At 55.7% G+C, this 17,587-nt stretch carries 18 protein-coding genes; 15 read left to right on the forward strand and 3 right to left on the reverse strand.

Going from position 1 to position 17,587, the window contains the following annotated elements; all coding sequences use genetic code 11:
- Window positions 1-7: 7 nt before the first annotated feature.
- The 5 genes from phnL to phnP are packed head-to-tail and all read left to right on the forward strand — an operon-like array spanning window position 8 to window position 3,564.
- Window positions 8-688, forward strand: coding sequence for a phosphonate C-P lyase system protein PhnL (gene phnL, locus QLG09_RS11015; protein ID WP_020882817.1), 681 nt, complete (start codon window positions 8-10; stop codon window positions 686-688).
- Entirely contained in the window at window positions 685-1,821 is a 1,137-nt protein-coding gene (phnM, locus tag QLG09_RS11020; RefSeq protein ID WP_014168258.1) for an alpha-D-ribose 1-methylphosphonate 5-triphosphate diphosphatase, read from the forward strand. The genes phnL and phnM overlap by 4 nt, the downstream gene beginning before the upstream one ends.
- Window positions 1,818-2,369: a ribose 1,5-bisphosphokinase gene (phnN, locus tag QLG09_RS11025; RefSeq protein ID WP_040018699.1), complete on the forward strand. Its 552-nt coding sequence runs from the start codon at window positions 1,818-1,820 to the stop codon at window positions 2,367-2,369. The genes phnM and phnN overlap by 4 nt, the downstream gene beginning before the upstream one ends.
- Window positions 2,362-2,796 (forward strand): aminoalkylphosphonate N-acetyltransferase, encoded by a 435-nt coding sequence (gene phnO / locus QLG09_RS11030; protein WP_014168256.1) that lies wholly within the window; start codon window positions 2,362-2,364, stop codon window positions 2,794-2,796. Before phnN ends, phnO begins: the two co-directional genes overlap by 8 nt.
- A 9-nt stretch (window positions 2,797-2,805) precedes the next feature.
- Window positions 2,806-3,564 (forward strand): phosphonate metabolism protein PhnP, encoded by a 759-nt coding sequence (gene phnP, locus QLG09_RS11035; protein ID WP_040018698.1) that lies wholly within the window; start codon window positions 2,806-2,808, stop codon window positions 3,562-3,564.
- A 54-nt stretch (window positions 3,565-3,618) separates the two neighbouring features.
- On the opposite strand, the gene yjdP is transcribed toward phnP, so the two are convergent.
- Together yjdP and rpiB are read right to left on the reverse strand one after the other, a co-directional pair.
- A complete protein-coding gene (gene yjdP / locus QLG09_RS11040) occupies window positions 3,619-3,942 on the reverse strand; it encodes a DDRRRQL repeat protein YjdP (protein WP_014168254.1) in 324 nt (107 codons plus the stop codon).
- Between the two features lie 69 nt (window positions 3,943-4,011).
- A complete protein-coding gene (rpiB, locus tag QLG09_RS11045) occupies window positions 4,012-4,461 on the reverse strand; it encodes a bifunctional allose-6-phosphate isomerase/ribose-5-phosphate isomerase RpiB (protein ID WP_032681899.1) in 450 nt (149 codons plus the stop codon).
- Window positions 4,462-4,812: 351 nt separating this feature from the next.
- On the opposite strand from rpiB, the gene alsR reads away from it, so the two are divergent.
- The 6 genes from alsR to alsK all read left to right on the forward strand — a co-directional run bounded on the left by alsR (window position 4,813) and on the right by alsK (window position 10,905).
- Complete coding sequence (gene alsR, locus QLG09_RS11050; RefSeq protein WP_014168252.1) at window positions 4,813-5,703, forward strand: D-allose utilization transcriptional regulator AlsR; 891 nt, start codon at window positions 4,813-4,815, stop codon at window positions 5,701-5,703.
- A gap of 64 nt (window positions 5,704-5,767) precedes the next feature.
- A complete protein-coding gene (gene alsB, locus QLG09_RS11055; RefSeq protein ID WP_014168251.1) occupies window positions 5,768-6,703 on the forward strand; it encodes a D-allose transporter substrate-binding protein in 936 nt (311 codons plus the stop codon).
- 76 nt (window positions 6,704-6,779) lie between these two features.
- On the forward strand, window positions 6,780-8,312 hold the full coding sequence (alsA, locus tag QLG09_RS11060) for a D-allose ABC transporter ATP-binding protein AlsA (protein ID WP_014168250.1): 1,533 nt from the start codon (window positions 6,780-6,782) through the stop codon (window positions 8,310-8,312).
- Window positions 8,291-9,271, forward strand: a complete 981-nt coding sequence (gene alsC / locus QLG09_RS11065) for a D-allose ABC transporter permease (RefSeq protein WP_014168249.1) — start codon at window positions 8,291-8,293, stop codon at window positions 9,269-9,271. Before alsA ends, alsC begins: the two co-directional genes overlap by 22 nt.
- Before the next feature lie 10 nt (window positions 9,272-9,281).
- Window positions 9,282-9,977 (forward strand): D-allulose 6-phosphate 3-epimerase, encoded by a 696-nt coding sequence (gene alsE / locus QLG09_RS11070; protein ID WP_020882821.1) that lies wholly within the window; start codon window positions 9,282-9,284, stop codon window positions 9,975-9,977.
- Entirely contained in the window at window positions 9,961-10,905 is a 945-nt protein-coding gene (gene alsK, locus QLG09_RS11075; protein ID WP_049022201.1) for an allose kinase, read from the forward strand. The genes alsE and alsK overlap by 17 nt, the downstream gene beginning before the upstream one ends.
- Here alsK and QLG09_RS11080 read toward each other — a convergent pair.
- Window positions 10,850-13,138 carry an ATP-binding protein gene (locus QLG09_RS11080; RefSeq protein ID WP_049022197.1) on the reverse strand — a complete coding sequence of 763 codons (2,289 nt, stop codon included), beginning with the start codon at window positions 13,136-13,138 and terminating at the stop codon, window positions 10,850-10,852. The genes alsK and QLG09_RS11080 overlap by 56 nt on opposite strands.
- Before the next feature lie 181 nt (window positions 13,139-13,319).
- Between QLG09_RS11080 and QLG09_RS11085 the strand changes: the two genes are divergently transcribed.
- The 4 genes from QLG09_RS11085 to QLG09_RS11100 all read left to right on the forward strand — a co-directional run bounded on the left by QLG09_RS11085 (window position 13,320) and on the right by QLG09_RS11100 (window position 17,577).
- Window positions 13,320-14,840, forward strand: coding sequence for a sugar ABC transporter ATP-binding protein (locus tag QLG09_RS11085; protein ID WP_020882824.1), 1,521 nt, complete (start codon window positions 13,320-13,322; stop codon window positions 14,838-14,840).
- A complete protein-coding gene (locus QLG09_RS11090) occupies window positions 14,837-15,832 on the forward strand; it encodes a ribose ABC transporter permease (RefSeq protein ID WP_014168244.1) in 996 nt (331 codons plus the stop codon). Before QLG09_RS11085 ends, QLG09_RS11090 begins: the two co-directional genes overlap by 4 nt.
- A gap of 30 nt (window positions 15,833-15,862) precedes the next feature.
- A complete protein-coding gene (locus tag QLG09_RS11095; protein WP_282488908.1) occupies window positions 15,863-16,804 on the forward strand; it encodes an ABC transporter substrate-binding protein in 942 nt (313 codons plus the stop codon).
- Window positions 16,805-16,890: 86 nt separating this feature from the next.
- The gene (locus QLG09_RS11100; RefSeq protein WP_049022191.1) at window positions 16,891-17,577 is read left to right on the forward strand and encodes a D-lyxose/D-mannose family sugar isomerase; all 687 of its coding nucleotides are present in this window, start codon (window positions 16,891-16,893) and stop codon (window positions 17,575-17,577) included.
- Window positions 17,578-17,587: the final 10 nt, after the last annotated feature.

Raw genomic sequence — 17,587 nt, forward strand, 5'->3', positions numbered from 1 at the left:
GGCCCCCATGATCCGCGTAGAAAATGTCAGTAAGACCTTTGTGCTCCACCAGCAAAACGGCGTGCGCCTGCCGGTCCTGCACAGCGCCTCTCTGGAGGTTAGCAAGGGTGAATGCGTGGTGTTGCACGGCCATTCCGGCAGCGGCAAATCGACGCTGCTGCGCTCCCTGTACGCCAACTATCTGCCGGACGAAGGCCACATCTATATTCGTCATGGCAATGAATGGGTCGATCTGGTGCAGGCGCCGGCGCGTAAGGTGCTGGACGTGCGCCGCTCGACGATCGGCTGGGTCAGCCAGTTTTTGCGGGTGATCCCACGGATCTCCGCCCTGGACGTGGTCATGCAGCCGCTGCTGGACCTGGGCGTTCCGCGCGAAACCTGCGCCGCGAAAGCCGCCGGCCTGCTCACGCGCCTGAACGTACCGGAACACCTCTGGCACCTTGCCCCGTCGACCTTTTCCGGTGGCGAGCAGCAGCGGGTGAATATCGCTCGCGGGTTTATCGTCGACTACCCGATTTTACTGCTTGATGAACCCACTGCCTCGCTCGACAGCAAGAACAGCGCGGCGGTGGTTGAACTGATCGAACAGGCCAAAGCACGCGGCGCGGCGATCGTGGGGATCTTCCACGACGACACCGTTCGCTCCCGCGTCGCAGACAGGCTGCACCCGATGGGGACGCTCGCATGATCGTGAATAACGTAAAGCTGGTGCTGGAAAATGAAGTCGTTGATGGCTCGATTGAGATCCAGGCCGGAGAGATCCGCGCCTTTGCGGAAACCCAGAGCCGCGCCCCGGAAGCGATGGACGGTGAAGGGGGCTGGCTGCTGCCGGGCCTTATCGAACTGCACACCGATAATCTGGATAAATTCTTTACCCCGCGTCCGAAAGTCGACTGGCCAGCTCATTCCGCAATGAGCAGCCATGACGCGCTGATGGTCGCCAGCGGCATCACCACCGTGCTGGACGCCGTAGCGATTGGCGACGTGCGCGACGGCGGCGACCGTCTGGAAAACCTCGAGAAGATGATCAACGCCGTGGAAGAGACGCAAAAACGCGGCCTTAACCGCGCCGAGCATCGTTTGCACCTGCGGTGTGAACTCCCGCATCACACCACTCTGCCGCTGTTTGAAAAGCTGGTGGACCGCGAGCCGGTCTCACTGGTCTCGTTGATGGACCACTCGCCGGGGCAGCGTCAGTTCGCCAGAATAGAGAAATACCGCGAGTACTATCAGGGAAAATACGCGCTGACCAACGAGGAAATGGCGCGTTATGAAGAGGAACAGCGACAGCTTGCTGCCCAGTGGTCTCAACCAAACCGGCTCTCCATTGCCGCCATGTGTCGGGATCGCAACATTGCCTTAGCCAGCCATGATGATGCGACGCATGAACATGTGCGCGAATCGCACCAGCTTGGCAGCGTAATCGCTGAATTTCCCACCACGTTTGAAGCAGCAGAAGCCTCACGCACCCACGGCATGAACGTCCTGATGGGGGCGCCGAATATCGTGCGCGGCGGCTCCCACTCCGGCAACGTGGCGGCAAGCGCGCTCGCGTCGCTAGGTCTGCTGGATATCCTCTCGTCCGACTACTACCCCGCCAGCCTGCTGGACGCCGCCTTCCGGGTCGCGGCTGACGAAAACAATCGCTTTACGCTACCGCAGGCGATTCGTCTGGTAACGAAAAACCCGGCAACGGCACTCAATCTTCACGATCGTGGAGAGATAGCTGAAGGTAAACGGGCGGATCTGGTGCTGGTTCACCGTAAGGGCGAGCACATCCATATCGACCACGTCTGGCGTCAGGGAAAACGGGTGTTCTGATGGGAAGACTAATCTGGCTAATGGGGCCGTCAGGCTCTGGTAAGGACAGCCTGCTGTCCGCGTTACGGCAGCGGGAACATCCCCAGCTTCTGGTTGCGCACCGCTATATCACCCGTGCGGCGAATGCCGGGAGTGAGAACCATATCGCCCTGAGCGAGCCGGAATTTTTCACGCGCGCCGGGCAAAATCTGCTGGCGCTTAGCTGGCACGCCAACGGTTATTACTACGGGATAGGCATCGAGACAGACCTGTGGCTGCACGCCGGGTTCGACGTGCTGGTCAACGGCTCACGCGCACACCTTCAACAAGCGCGCGCCCGCTATGAAGCAGCGCTGTTGCCGGTCTGTCTGCAGGTCTCGCCTGATGTGCTGCGCAGCCGGTTGCAGAGCCGGGGTCGCGAAAACGCCAAAGAGATCGAGCAGCGGCTTGAACGTGCGGCGCGCTATACCCCATCGAACTGTCATATCCTCAATAACGACGGAAGTTTGCTACAGTCAGTCGATAACTTTTTAACGCTTATCCGTCAGAAGGAGAAACAGCATGCCTGACTGCCAGCTTCGCCCCGCCACTGCCGACGATGCGCAGATTGTTTACGCGCTGATTTGCGAACTCAAGCAGAGTGAGTTTGATCATCAGGCGTTCCACGCCGGGTATCTTGCCAATCTGCAGGACCACAATATGCGCTACCAGCTGGCTGAATTAAACGGCCAGGTGGTGGGCATGATTGGCCTGCATATGCAGTTTCACCTGCACCACGCCAGATGGATTGGCGAGATCCAGGAGCTGGTGGTCATGCCGCAGGCGCGCGGTCTCAGGGTGGGCAGCCAGCTGTTGGCCTGGGCGGAGAACGTGGCGCGGCAGGCGGGCGCTGAACTGACAGAGCTATCCACCAGCGTGAAGCGCCTGGACGCTCACCGTTTTTATGCGCGTGAAGGGTATACGCAGAGCCATTTTCGTTTCACCAAACTGTTGTAGAGGTGCACGATGAGTCTGACGATTACGTTAACGGGAACCGGTAGCGCTCAGCTGGTGCCGGTGTTTGGCTGCGACTGCGCCGCGTGTCGCCGGGCGCGTCTGCAGGATAACCATCGCCGTCGCCCCTGTAGCGCGGTAGTCAAATTCAACGATGCGGTAACGCTGCTGGACGCCGGTATCCCGCACCTGATGGACGACTGGCCGGCAGGCAGCTTTCAGCAGTTTTTACTGACCCACTACCATATGGATCACGTCCAGGGGCTGTTCCCCCTGCGCTGGGGCGTCGGTGCCCCTGTTCCGGTGTACGGCCCACCAGACGAGGCGGGGTGTGACGACCTGTTTAAACACCCGGGGATTCTGGATTTCAGCCATACGGTAGAGCCGTTTGTGGTGTTTGAACTGCAGGGCCTGCGGGTCACACCGTTGCCGCTGAATCACTCGAAAATCACCTTTGGCTACCTGCTGGAGTCCGCCCACAGCCGTGTGGCCTGGCTTTCCGACACCGCCGGATTACCCGATAAAACGGTAAAATTCCTGCTCAATAACCGGCCGCAGGCGATGATCATCGACTGCAGCCACGAGCCGCGTGACGAAACGCCGCGCAACCATTGCGATCTGAATACGGTTATTGCCTTAAATGAGATCATCGGCTGTCCACAGGTGATCCTGACCCATATCAGTCATCAGTTCGACGTATGGATGATGGATAACCCGCTACCCGACGGGTTCGAGGCGGGATATGACGGAATGACGTTGTTGCTGGATTAGGTCACTCCCTCTCTGAATGAGAGGGCGAGGCGTATGGATGCTAAACCGCGCGTATCAGCGATCGTAATCGTCTTCTAACCGGCGTTCATCTTCTTCTAACTGACGTCTGTCATCATCCAGCTGGCGTTGACGCTCATCCAGACGGCGACGGCGATCCTCCAGTTGCCTGCGGCGATCGTCATACTGACGGCTGTCGGTCTGGCGGCTGCGATCGTAGCGATCGTCGTCATCATCGCTACTGCGACTGCTGCTGGGGTTATAGGCATCGTTGATCGCCTGCTGAATATTGCCAATGGCTTCATCAATAACATCGGCGTGAGCCAGTTGGCTGGTAAGTGACAGCAGACCAAATAACAGAGCGGTAGAGTAACGTTTCATAAGACCAGACTCGCAGGTGGACTGGCCTTACGGTAATGAACAACAGCTGGCTGGGGTAGCGGAGGAATCTCATTTCTGCGCCTGTTCAATCACCCCTATCGCTTCCACTCTCACCTGGTGTCTCCCGCCCTCAAATTCTGCATTGAGCCAGGCATCGACAATCATTTTTGCCAGCTCAAGGCCAACAACACGTGAGCCAAATGCCAGGATATTGGTGTTGTTATGCTGCCTTGAAAGCTGCGCAGAATAAGGCTCACTACATACCACTGCACGAATGCCGGGGTATTTGTTGGCCGTAATAGAGATCCCAACGCCGGTACCACAAATTAAGATGCCGCCATCAACCTCACCGTCGAGCAGGGAGGTCGCAACAGCGCTGGCATAATGCGGGTAATCGGTGCGTTCGGGCGACCAGGTGCCCTTATCCACCACCTCTACGCCACGCCCACGCAGATGGGCCAGTATGTCCTCTTTCAGTATGAAGCCAACGTGATCGCAACCAAACGCAATCCTTTTCATGATTTGCCTCTCAGTGAGTAAACTTTACGAACACGATGTATTTTGTGATTTAAGACCGGTTAGTTGTGCAATAAAACCACAAAATCATCGCGTTCTGAGCGTGTTCTACACCCCTGAGGATCGCATTTCAACCCTGACCTGATGGTTAAGTTTGCCTGTAAGTCTTAGTCCACTCAATGCCAAATAAATTAAGTAATTGATTTACAACGAATGAAGCAACAACGCACAGCCCAAAACTTCACAACCAATAAAACTTTATGAATTTATAAATATTGTGAAGTTGGCAACATATTTCCCGGGAAGGTTGTGATGATATAGTGTCGTCTTCATTTTTAAGGACAACAGAGAGCGATGAGTCAGTCAGAATTTGAAAAAGAGCTGCCTAATGGCATCGGTCTGGCACCTTACCTGCGTATGAAACAGGAAGGGATGACCGACAACGAGAGCCGTATCGTCGACTGGCTGCTTCAGCCAGGTAACCTGAGCGGTGCGCCGGCAATTAAAGATGTTGCCGAAACACTGCTGGTCTCGGAAGCGATGATCGTCAAAGTGGCCAAGCTGCTCGGGTTTAGCGGTTTTCGTACTCTGCGCGCAGCGCTTGTGGACTACTTCTCTCAATCCGAGCAGGTGCTCCCCGCTGAACTCGCCTTTGATGAAGCACCACAGGATGTGGTTAATAAAGTGTTCAACATTACGCTTCGCACCATTATGGAAGGCCAGTCGATTGTTAATGTGGATGAAATTCATCGCGCAGCACGTTTCTTCGCTCAGGCTAACCAGCGCGATCTGTACGGCGTCGGCGGCTCTAACGCCATTTGTGCCGACATCCAGCACAAGTTTTTACGTATCGGCGTGCGCTGCCAGTCCTATCAGGACGCCCATATCATGATGATGTCAGCATCGCTGCTGAAAGAGGGAGACGTAGTGCTGGTGGTAACACACTCAGGACGCACCAGCGATGTGAAAGCTGCAGTAGAGTTAGCGAAAAAGAACGGTGCGAAGATTATCTGCATTACCCATAGCTATCATTCACCCATTGCCAAACTCGCTGATTATATTATTTGTTCGCCAGCACCAGAGACCCCTTTATTAGGGCGTAACGCCTCCGCGCGTATATTACAACTCACACTATTAGATGCTTTATTTGTATCCGTTGCACAACAGAATATTCAACAGGCCACACTTAATATGCAAAAAACCGGTGCTATTGTGGATTTCTTCTCCCCTGGCGCCCTGAAGTAACGATAAAATGTTGATCCCGTATTAGCGGGATCAACAAAATATACCCTACATTGAGAACACTGCTATGAATAAATATCTGAAATATTTCAGCGGCGCCGCTATGGGCTTAATGTTATCTACCAGCGCATTTGCTGCCGCAGAATATGCAGTAGTATTAAAAACATTGAACAATCCATTCTGGGTGGATATGAAGAAAGGGATCGAAGATGAAGCAAAAACCCTGGGGGTAAGTGTTGATATTTTTGCTTCGCCGTCAGAGGGGGATTTTCAGTCTCAACTGCAGCTTTTTGAAGACTTGAGTAATAAGAAATACAAAGGCATTGCCTTTGCCCCACTCTCCTCGGTCAACCTGGTGATGCCCGTCTCACGCGCCTGGCAGAAAGGCATTTTTCTGGTCAACCTCGATGAAAAAATCGATATGGATAACCTGAAAAAAGCCGGCGGTAACGTTGAAGGTTTTGTCACGACGGATAACGTAGCCGTTGGGGCAAAAGGCGCAGGCTTTATCATTGATAAACTCGGTGTGCAGGGCGGTGAAGTCGCGATTATTGAAGGGAAAGCCGGAAATGCATCGGGAGAGGCACGCCGCAATGGCGCTACAGAAACCTTCAAAAAAGCAAGTCAAATCAAGCTCGTTGCCAGCCAACCCGCCGACTGGGATCGCATTAAAGCCCTGGATGTCGCCACCAACGTTTTGCAACGAAATCCAAATTTGAAAGCCTTCTACTGTGCAAACGATACCATGGCAATGGGCGTGGCACAGGCGGTGGCAAACGCCGGTAAAACAGGAAAAGTACTGGTCGTTGGCACGGATGGCATTCCTGAAGCACGTAAGATGGTCGATGCCGGACAAATGACCGCCACCGTCGCGCAGAACCCAGCGGATATTGGTGCCACGGGCCTGAAGTTGATGGTGGATGCGGCGAAAACCGGCAACGTGATCCCCCTAGAAAAAACGCCTGAATTCAAACTGGTTGATTCGGTTCTGGTGACGAAATAACTGATATCCGGTGCGGTCAAATGCCCACACCCCAACTCTCTCCCACAGGATGAGAGGGAAAACATAAGGAGTAAACATGGTCACGCCATATATCTCAATGGCGGGGATCGGCAAATCCTTTGGTCCGGTTCACGCATTAACGTCGGTTGATTTAACTATTTATCCCCACGAGATTCATGCGTTATTAGGGGAGAATGGCGCCGGTAAATCAACCTTAATGAAAGTATTGTCGGGAATACATGAACCGACCAAAGGAACTATTACTATCAACGAGGTAAATTACGACAAGCTCGATCATAAACTGGCAGCACAGTTGGGCATTGGCATAATTTACCAGGAACTTAGCGTTATCGATGAATTAACCGTTCTGGAGAATTTATATATTGGCCGTCATCTGACGAAAAAAGTCTGTGGCGTCAATATCATCGACTGGAAAGAGATGCGTATTCGCGGCGCAATGATGCTTTTACGCGTGGGATTGAAAGTCGATTTAGATGAAAAGGTGGCGAATTTATCCATCAGTCACAAGCAAATGCTGGAAATTGCAAAAACATTAATGCTCAACGCTAAAGCGATCATTATGGATGAGCCCACATCGTCTTTAACCAATAAAGAGGTGGATTATCTTTTCCTGATCATGAATCAATTACGTAAAGAGGGCACAGCAATTGTGTATATCTCGCATAAGCTCGCAGAAATCCGCCGCATTTGCGACCGCTTTACCGTGATGAAAGATGGAAGCAGCGTCTGCACGGGCATGGTGAGTGATGTCACAAACGACGATATTGTGCGCCTGATGGTGGGCCGCGAGTTGCAAAACCGCTTTAACGCGATGAAAGAAAGTACCGGCAACCTCGAACGCGATACCGTGTTCGAAGTGAAAAACGTCACCAGCCGGGACAAGAAAAAAGTACGTGATATCTCGTTCAGCGTGAACCGCGGTGAAATCTTTGGCTTTGCAGGACTCGTCGGCTCAGGCCGCACCGAGCTGATGGACTGCCTCTTCGGGGTGGATAAACGCGCTAGCGGTGAAATCCGTCTCAACGGTAAAACCATCTCCCCACACTCGCCGTTGGATGCGTTGAAAAAAGGGATGGCCTACATCACTGAAAGTCGTCGGGAAAACGGCTTCTTCCCCAACTTCTCTATTGCTCAGAACATGGCGGTCAGCCAAAGCCTGAAAAATGGCGGCTACAAAGGTGCCATGGGCCTGTTTCGCGAACATGAAGAGCGCAAAACTGCTGAAACGCAGCGCCAGCTGCTGGCGTTAAAGTGCCATAGCGTGGAGCAAAACATCACTGAGCTCTCCGGCGGAAACCAGCAGAAGGTGCTGATTTCCAAATGGCTGTGCTGCAACCCGGACGTCATCATTTTTGATGAACCTACCCGCGGCATCGACGTCGGCGCAAAGGCCGAAATCTACAAGGTGATGCGCCAGTTAGCTGACGAGGGCAAGGTCATCCTGATGGTGTCGTCCGAGCTACCTGAAATTATCGCCGTCTGCGACCGCATCGCCGTGTTCTGCGAAGGGCGACTGACGCAAATCCTGACCAATCGCGACGACATGGGCGAAGAGGAGATTATGGCATGGGCATTACCACAAGAGTGAAACGCGATATGGACGAAAAAAAACCGTTTAATTTCGCGCTGTTCTGGGACAAGTACGGCACCTTTTTCATCCTCGCGATCATCGTTGCCATCTTTGGCACGCTGTCGTCGGAATACTTCCTGACCACCAATAACATCACTCAAATTTTTGTCCAGAGTTCGGTGACGGTGCTGATCGGGATGGGCGAGTTCTTTGCCATTCTGGTGGCAGGTATCGATCTGTCCGTCGGGGCGATTCTGGCGCTGTCCGGGATGGTGACCGCCAAGCTCATGCTGGCCGGCGTCGACCCGTTCCTGGCAGCGCTCATTGGCGGCGTGCTGGTTGGCGGTGCGTTAGGCGCGATCAACGGCTGTCTGGTCAACTGGACCGGGCTGCATCCGTTCATTATCACCCTGGGCACTAACGCCATTTTTCGCGGCATTACGCTGGTGATTTCGGATGCCAACTCGGTATACGGCTTCTCGTTCGACTTTGTAAACTTTTTTGCCGCCAATCTCTTAGGTATTCCCGTGCCGGTGATCTTCTCGCTGGTAGTGGCGGTGATCCTCTGGTTCCTCACCACCCGTATGCGGCTGGGACGCAACATCTACGCGCTGGGCGGTAACAAGAACTCGGCGTTCTACTCCGGTATTGACGTGAAGTTTCATATCCTGGTGGTTTTCATTATCTCCGGTGTGTGTGCAGGGCTGGCAGGCGTGGTGTCAACGGCACGACTGGGGGCAGCAGAGCCGCTGGCTGGTATGGGCTTTGAAACCTACGCCATTGCCAGCGCCATTATCGGCGGAACCAGCTTCTTTGGCGGTAAAGGGCGCATCTTCTCTGTCGTGATTGGGGGGCTCATCATCGGCACCATCAATAACGGACTCAATATTTTACAAGTACAAACCTACTACCAGCTGGTGGTGATGGGCGGGTTGATTATCGCCGCTGTCGCCCTCGATAGATTGATCAGTAAGTAAGGAATTGACGATGAAAATTTCCCCCTCCCTGATGTGTATGGACCTGCTGAAATTCAAAGAGCAGATCGAATTCATAGACCAGCACGCGGACTACTTCCATATCGACATCATGGACGGTCACTTTGTGCCCAATTTGACGCTGTCACCGTTCTTTGTCAGCCAGGTGAAGAAGCTCGCCACCAAACCGCTGGACTGCCATCTGATGGTGACGCGCCCCCAGGACTACATTAGCCAACTGGCACAGGCCGGAGCGGATTTCATCACCCTGCATCCGGAAACGATTAACGGTCAGGCCTTCCGTCTGATTGACGAAATTCGCCGTCATGGCATGAGAGTCGGTCTGATCCTCAACCCTGAAACGCCCGTTGAAGCGATGAAATATTACATTCACAAGGCGGACAAAATTACGGTCATGACCGTCGATCCTGGCTTTGCCGGGCAGCCTTTCATTCCGGAAATGCTCGAAAAAATTGCCGAGCTGAAAGCCTGGCGCGAACGTGAAGGGCTGCGCTATGAGATTGAGATCGATGGCTCCTGCAATCAGTCCACCTACAAAAAACTGATGGCCGCCGGGGCTGATGTCTTTATCGTCGGGACGTCAGGACTGTTCAACCACGCAGAGAATATCGACGACGCATGGCAACTGATGGCCGGACAGATTCTGTCGGCAAAGAACGAGGCCCTTCCTCATGCAAAAACAGCCTGATGTCGTCGCCGGAGTGGATATGGGCGCTACCCATATCCGTTTTTGCCTGCTTACAGCCGAGGGGGCCGTGCTGCACTGTGAAAAACACCGTACAGCAGACATTATCCGTTCAGGCGTCATGTGCGGCGTCGCAGAAATGATCGTTGCAAGGCTTCGCCACTATCAGGTTCGCTGTCGGGGTCTGGTGATGGGTTTCCCTGCGCTGGTCGGCAAAGACAAACGCACCATTATCTCAACACCAAACCTGCCATTACAGGCAACAGACCGACGGGACCTGGCGGGTAAACTGGCGGACGCGCTGGGATGCCCGGTCGAATTCTACCGTGACGTTAACCTCCAGCTCTCTTTTGATGTTATGCAGCACAACTTGCAGCAACAGCAGGTTCTGGCAGCCTATCTCGGTACCGGCATGGGGTTCGCCATCTGGCTGAACGGCGCGCCCTGGACAGGTGCACACGGGGTCGCGGGCGAGCTTGGACATATTCCGCAGGGCGATACGTCACGCCATTGCGGTTGTGGTAACACAGGATGTCTGGAAACCGTCTGTTCCGGTATTGCCCTGAAACAGTGGTATGAACAACAGCCCCGTGATTACGCGATTGGCGAGATTTTTACCTCAGCGTGTCATGACCCCTTTGTCATACAGCTCTTAAATCATGCAGCCCGAGCCATTGCCACCAGCGTAAATCTCTTCGACCCGGATGCGGTGATCCTCGGCGGCGGCGTGATGGATATGGTCGATTTTCCACGCGACGCGCTGATTGCCAGAATTAAACAGCATCTGCGCCGTCCGCTGCCGTATGAGGCAGTCCGTTTCATTACAGCATCATCGTCATCCTTTAACGGTGCTCAGGGGGCGGCGACCCTGGCTCTCAGCCAGTTCCTGTCATCACCTTGCGCAACGCCTGCGCCAGCTGTACACGGGTAAAAGGCTTACGCAGTAACGCCACGTCCGGCAGTTGCGGGTTATGCGTCGGACGCAAATCCTGGCCGCTGATCAGCAACACCGGAAGCTGCGGATAATGGCTGCGCACATGGTTGATCACCTCGGCACCGCTGAGGTTGCCGGGCAGCATTAAATCGCTAATAAACATGCCAATATCCGGTGACGCGTCCAGCATCTTCAGGGCCTGTTCGCCGTTGTCCGCTTCAAGCGTCAGATAGCCCAGCTGATGCAGCTGCTCGCACAGGGTCTGGCGGACATCGGCTTCATCTTCCAGCACCAGTACCAGGCGTTCATTTTCAACGGCAGCCGCGGCGGCCTGGGTCTCATCAGCAGAAATAACAGGCAGCGTCGAGCGTGGCAGATGCAGCCGCACGGTGGTCCCCTGCCCCGGCGCGCTTTCAATCTCCACGCGCCCACCGGACTGGCGTACAAAACCGTAGACCATCGACAGGCCTAATCCGCTACCGCTCCCGGTTTGCTTGGTCGTGAAGAACGGTTCGAAGACCCGGGATTTGACCTCCTGCGACATTCCACTTCCCCGGTCAATAACCTCCAGCGCCACCATATCCTGCCTGCGTCCGTCACTGCGGGTCACGCGCTGATTCCACGTGCGGATCTTAATAACTCCCGTCTGTCCCTCCATCGCATCGCGGGCGTTCATCACCAGGTTAATAATGGCGTTTTCCAGCTGGCTGACGTCTATCCACGCCAGCCACGCCGGTGATTGCGCTTCAATTTCCAGCGTCAGGGTGGCCGGCAGCGAGTGGTACATCAACTCCCGCAGGTTCTCGAGCAGCGGTTTCATCTCTACCGCGTGCGGGGTCAGGGATTGCTTGCGGGAAAACGCCAGCAGACGCTGGGTCAGCACCGCACCACGCTCGGCGGCCTTGAGCGCCCGGGTGATACGCGGGGCGTCATGTGAGTCGGGATCGGTGAGTTCAAGACTGCCAATGATCACCGCCAGCAGGTTGTTAAAGTCATGCGCCAGACCGCCCGTCAGCTGCCCGACGGCCTTCATCTTCTGGCTGTGCAGCAGCGCCTCTTCCAGCCCCTGACGCTCGATGCGGTCGATCTCCATCTGCGTGGTTTTTTCTTTCAGCAGGCGGGTGGTGTGGACAAGCGAGGCGGTGTTGCGGGCAAAAACGTTAAACGCTCGCGCCAGCTCACCCAGCTCATCACGGCGCTGCAGCCCGGGGACGGAAACATCCTGCTCGCCGTGGGCAAGGCGCGACATCGCCCGGGAGATGGCCGTCAGGTTGGAGGCCAGATTACGGTAGATATACCAACAGGCGCACCCGGTGATGATCAGCGCCAGCACGGCGAACACGCTGATAAATACGCTGATGGAGCGCAGCTCCTGGTGACTCTGGGCAGTGCGCAGCCGGGAGGCCTGCGCCACCTGTTCAACGTACTGATTGATGTCGCTGTTTAATATCGCCACCAGCGCCTTGATGTGGAACATATACCAGCTGATCGCCAGATCGCTCTCCTCCAGCTGCGTCGAGAGCGGAACAAGCTTGTGAAGCTCGGCATTAAAATCGGGCAGGATAGCGTTCACCACGGGCTGCGTCACGCTCCGGGGCAGCGTTGCCGTCACGGCATCCAGCTGCTGAACCGTGGCGCGCGGCGAGGGCGTTTCAATAGCGGCGATGATTAGCCTGTCCATTTCCATAAGCTGTTGCGCATCCGGGACGTTGCTGGCGTAACGGCGGTTGATGTCCTGCAGATGGCGCAAATAGCTCTGGCTTTGATAGAGCGCGCTGAGAAGCGCATTACGCTCCAGATGACGCCGCTGCCCGCGCTCCAGCATGCCCGTCACGCTCTGCTGTAACTCATTACTTCTCTGAATAATTCGCGCCACCAGCGCGGGCTCCTGTTGCGCCAGTGGCGCATCGGCAAGCTGTTCCAGCGAGTGACGCAGCGCCATCTGCGTCTGCTTCAGGCGCTCGGCTTCGCCCTTGTATTCCAGCGCGCCTACAACTTGCGAGAGCCGCACCGCCGCCGTTGCCACATTCGCGGTATCGCGGGCGAGGTTCATGCTGCCGGTCATGTCATCCAGCGTCTGCTGCTGCACCTGTTCCTGGATCTGGCTGGCATGACGAAAGCCGAGCACCGCCACGCCGCTGACCATCAGCGTCACCGCCACCACCAGCAGATTAAAAATCAGCAGGCGACCACGGGCGCTGGCAAAGAAGGGCGGACGGTGTGATGGCATACGGTAAGCTCCGGTGCAATGTGATGCCCTCACCCTGGCCCTCTCCTGCTGAGAGGGAAAAAGCGGGGAATTGTGATGTAAGTTAACTATTCATAACTATGACAAATATGAACGGCTTCTGACATTTTGCATTTACCAACCTGTGATGAAGTGCGGATATCGACATTCAAGGAGATCCGCCATGAGCAGAACCCCGGTACTGGAGATGCGCAACATTGCCAAAACGTTTGGCCATTTCCACGCGCTCAAGGGTGTGGATTTGACGGTGTACCCCGGTGAGATCCACGCGCTGATGGGGGAAAACGGCGCAGGAAAGAGTACCCTGATGAAGATCCTCGCGGGCGCCTACACCGCCACCAGCGGTGAGATCCTGATTGACGGACAGCCGTTTCACATCAAAGGGCCAAAGGACGCGCTGGCCGCGGGTATCACCCTCATTTATCAGGAGATGCAGCTTGCCCCCAATCTGACCGTCGCTGAAAACATTTTCCTGGGCAGCGAGCTGTCGCGCGCGGGGCTGGTACAGCGCAAAGAGATGGCCGCACAGGCGCAGGCGGTGATTGACCGTCTGGGCGCGCACTTCAAGGCGACCGACCTGGTAATGAGGCTAACCATCGCCGAGCAGCAGCAGGTTGAAATTGCCCGCGCGCTGCACCGCAACAGCCGCATTCTGGTGATGGATGAACCCACCGCCGCCCTCTCCTCACGTGAAACCCATCGCCTGTTCGAGCTGATACTGCGCCTGCGAGAGGAAGGAATGGCGATTATCTATATCAGCCATCGCATGGCGGAAGTGTATGAACTCTCCGATCGCGTCAGCGTTCTGCGTGACGGGCAGTACGTCGGTAGCCTGACGCGCGACAAACTGAACGCCTCTGAGCTGGTGAAGATGATGGTCGGCCGTCCGCTAAGCGATCTGTTTAACAAAGAGCGCGATATCCCGCTCGGCAGCCCGCGTCTTAATGTGCATCACCTTACCGACGGCAAGAAAGTGCTCCCCTGCAGTCTGCAGGTGCGTTCCGGAGAAATTGTCGGGCTGGCAGGTCTGGTGGGCGCCGGACGTTCCGAACTGGCGCAGCTGATCTTCGGCGCGCGCAAAGCCACGGGCGGCATGATTGAGGTCGACGGCGAACCGGTGGTGATCCACTCCCCACGTGCCGCCATCGACAACGGGATCGGTTTTCTCACCGAGAACCGCAAAGAACAAGGGCTGTTCCTCGAGCTGGCCGCCCAGGAGAACATCACCATGGCGACGCTGGAGCGCGACGCCACCTTCGGCATGCTGAACCGCAAAAAAGCGCAGACCATTTCTGACGATGCAATCGCCCTGCTTAACATCCGCGTGCCGCATTCACAGGTCCGCGCGGGTGGCCTGTCCGGGGGCAATCAGCAAAAGCTGCTTATCTCCCGATGGGTGGCCATCGGCCCACGCATTCTGATTCTGGACGAACCGACGCGCGGCGTCGACGTCGGGGCGAAAAGTGAAATCTACCGCATCATGAACCAGATGGCGCGCAAAGGCGTGGCGATCCTGATGATCTCCAGCGAGCTGCCGGAAATCGTCGGCATGAGCGACCGCGTCTATGTCATGCGTGAAGGCAGCATTGCAGGTGAACTTCACGGAGCAGAAATTTCTCAGGAAAACATCATGACGCTGGCGACCGGCGTGAACGACTCTCATCATCAGGCGGTGCAACTATGACAAATTCAACCCATCCGCAGCAGGTGGCGAAGTCCGCCTCTGCCAAAAAAATGCTGATGAGCGATCTGATGCAGACGGTCGGCATTTTGCCCATCTTGATCCTGATTGTGGCGGTATTTGGTTTTATCGCGCCTAACTTCTTTACCGAAAGTAATCTGCTCAATATCACCCGCCAGGCGTCGATCAACATCGTACTGGCCGCAGGGATGACCTTCATCATTCTGACCGGCGGGATCGACCTCTCCGTCGGCTCCATTCTGGGCACCACGGCCGTGGCGGCGATGGTGGTGTCGTTAATACCTGAGTTCGCCATGCTTTCTATTCCGGCAGCGCTCATGCTCGGCCTGGTGCTGGGTTTGTTCAACGGCGCGCTGGTGGCTTTTGCCGGGCTGCCGCCGTTTATCGTGACGCTCGGTACCTATACGGCACTGCGCGGTGCGGCTTATCTGCTGGCGGACGGTACGACCGTCATTAACTCCAACATTAACTTTGAGTGGATCGGCAATAACTACCTTGGACCCATTCCGTGGCTGGTGGTGATCGCGCTGGCGGTCATTGTGCTGTGCTGGTTTATTCTGCGTCGCACCACGCTTGGCGTTCACATTTATGCGGTTGGCGGCAACATGCAGGCGGCGCGTCTGACAGGCATTAAGGTCTGGCTGGTGCTGTTGTTTGTGTACGGCATGAGCGGGCTGCTCTCGGGCCTGGGCGGCGTGATGAGTGCCTCGCGTCTCTACAGCGCCAACGGCAACCTGGGCATGGGCTACGAGCTGGATGCGATTGCGGCGGTGATCCTCGGCGGTACCAGCTTTGTTGGCGGGATCGGCACGATCACCGGCACGCTGGTGGGGGCGCTGATCATCGCCACGCTTAACAACGGCATGACGCTGATGGGCGTCTCCTACTTCTGGCAACTGGTGATCAAAGGGGCGGTGATCATCATAGCGGTGCTGATCGACAAATACCGTACCCGACACCATCAAAGTGCATAACAACAATACCCTACAAGCGAGGAAGAGAAGATGCGTTTGAAACCGTTAGTGACCGCGCTCTGTGCTGGCGCGCTGCTTGCCGCAACGCCGTTTGCGCAGGCGAAAGATCTGAAGTCCATCGGCGTGACGGTGGGCGACCTGGCCAACCCATTCTTCGTGCAGATCACCAAAGGTGCCGAGCTGGAAGCGCGCAAACTGGCGGGGGATAACGTCAAAGTGACGCTGGTCTCCAGCGGTTACGATCTCGGCCAGCAGGTGGCACATATTGACAACTTTATTGCGGCCAAAGTGGACATGATCATCCTTAACGCCGCGGATTCCAAAGGGATCGGCCCGGCGGTTAAACGCGCGAAAGAGGCCGGGATCGTGGTTGTCGCGGTTGACGTCGCGGCGGAAGGGGCGGATGCCACCATCACCTCCGATAACACCCAGGCGGGGGAAATGGCCTGTAAATACATTACTGATCGCCTGAAAGGCAAAGGCAACGTGGTCATCATCAACGGGCCGCCAGTGTCCGCGGTGCAAAACCGCGTCGAAGGCTGCCAGACCGAGTTCAAAAAACATCCGGATATCAAGGTGCTCTCTGATAACCAGAACGCCAAAGGTAGCCGTGAAGGCGGTCTGGAAGTGATGACCTCACTGCTGGCGGCCAATCCGAAGATCGACGGCGTGTTCGCGATTAACGATCCGACGGCGATCGGTGCCGATCTGGCGGCAAAACAGGCCCAACGCAATGAATTCTTTATCGTTGGCGTAGACGGCAGCCCGGACGGCGAAGAAGCGCTTAAGCGTGAGAACTCCCTGTTTGTCGCGACGCCGGCTCAGGATCCTCAGGTAATGGCGGCAAAAGCGGTTGAGATCGGCTATGACATTCTGCAGGGCAAACCTGCGCCTAAAGAGCCTGTGCTGATCCCGGTGACGATGATCGATAAAAAGAACGTCGGATCCTATAAGGGGTGGACAGTGAAGTGATGTAGTGCGGTTTGATGCCCTCACCCTGATCTTCTCTTCGCGCGAGAGAGTTGGGGTGAGGCCTGACATAGCGTCCAGGGGGCCCCATGAAACGCTCCGAAATCAATGAAATCCTTGGCCACACGCGGCAATTCTTCTCCATGCACGATGTGCATCTCCCTCCCTTTGCCAGTTTTCCGCCGACGAAATGGCAGCAGCTTGACCCGGCCGCCTGGCAGGAAGTGTTTGATCTCAGGCTTGGCTGGGACGTAACGGCATTCGGCGGCGACCATTTTGCCGCACAGGGGCTAACGCTCTTTACCCTGCGCAATGGCTCACCGAACGGCGTGCCCTATGAAAAGTGCTATGCCGAAAAAATCATGCACATCCGGGATGGTCAGGTGACGCCCATGCATTTTCACTGGCGTAAACGGGAAGACATCATCAACCGTGGCGGCGGAAACCTGATCGTCGAGTTATGGAATGCCGGCGCACATCAAGAACCTGAAAATACCGACGTGACCGTTACCCTCGACGGCTGTCTGCAGACCCACGCACCCGGCAGTCAGTTACGCCTGCAACCCGGGGACAGCATCTGCCTCACCCCCGGTCTGTACCACAGTTTCTGGGGTGAACGCGGTTTTGGCGACGTACTGGTGGGGGAAGTGTCATCGGTGAATGACGATGAACACGATAACCATTTTTTACAGCCCATTGCCCGCTATAACAATATCGAAGAAGACGAACCGGCGGTGCTGGTGTTGTGCAACGAGTACAACCTGTTTCGGAAATAAGGAGTAAATA

Source organism: Enterobacter sp. V89_11 (assembly GCF_029967775.1).
GTDB classification, from domain to species: Bacteria; Pseudomonadota; Gammaproteobacteria; order Enterobacterales; family Enterobacteriaceae; genus Enterobacter; species Enterobacter ludwigii.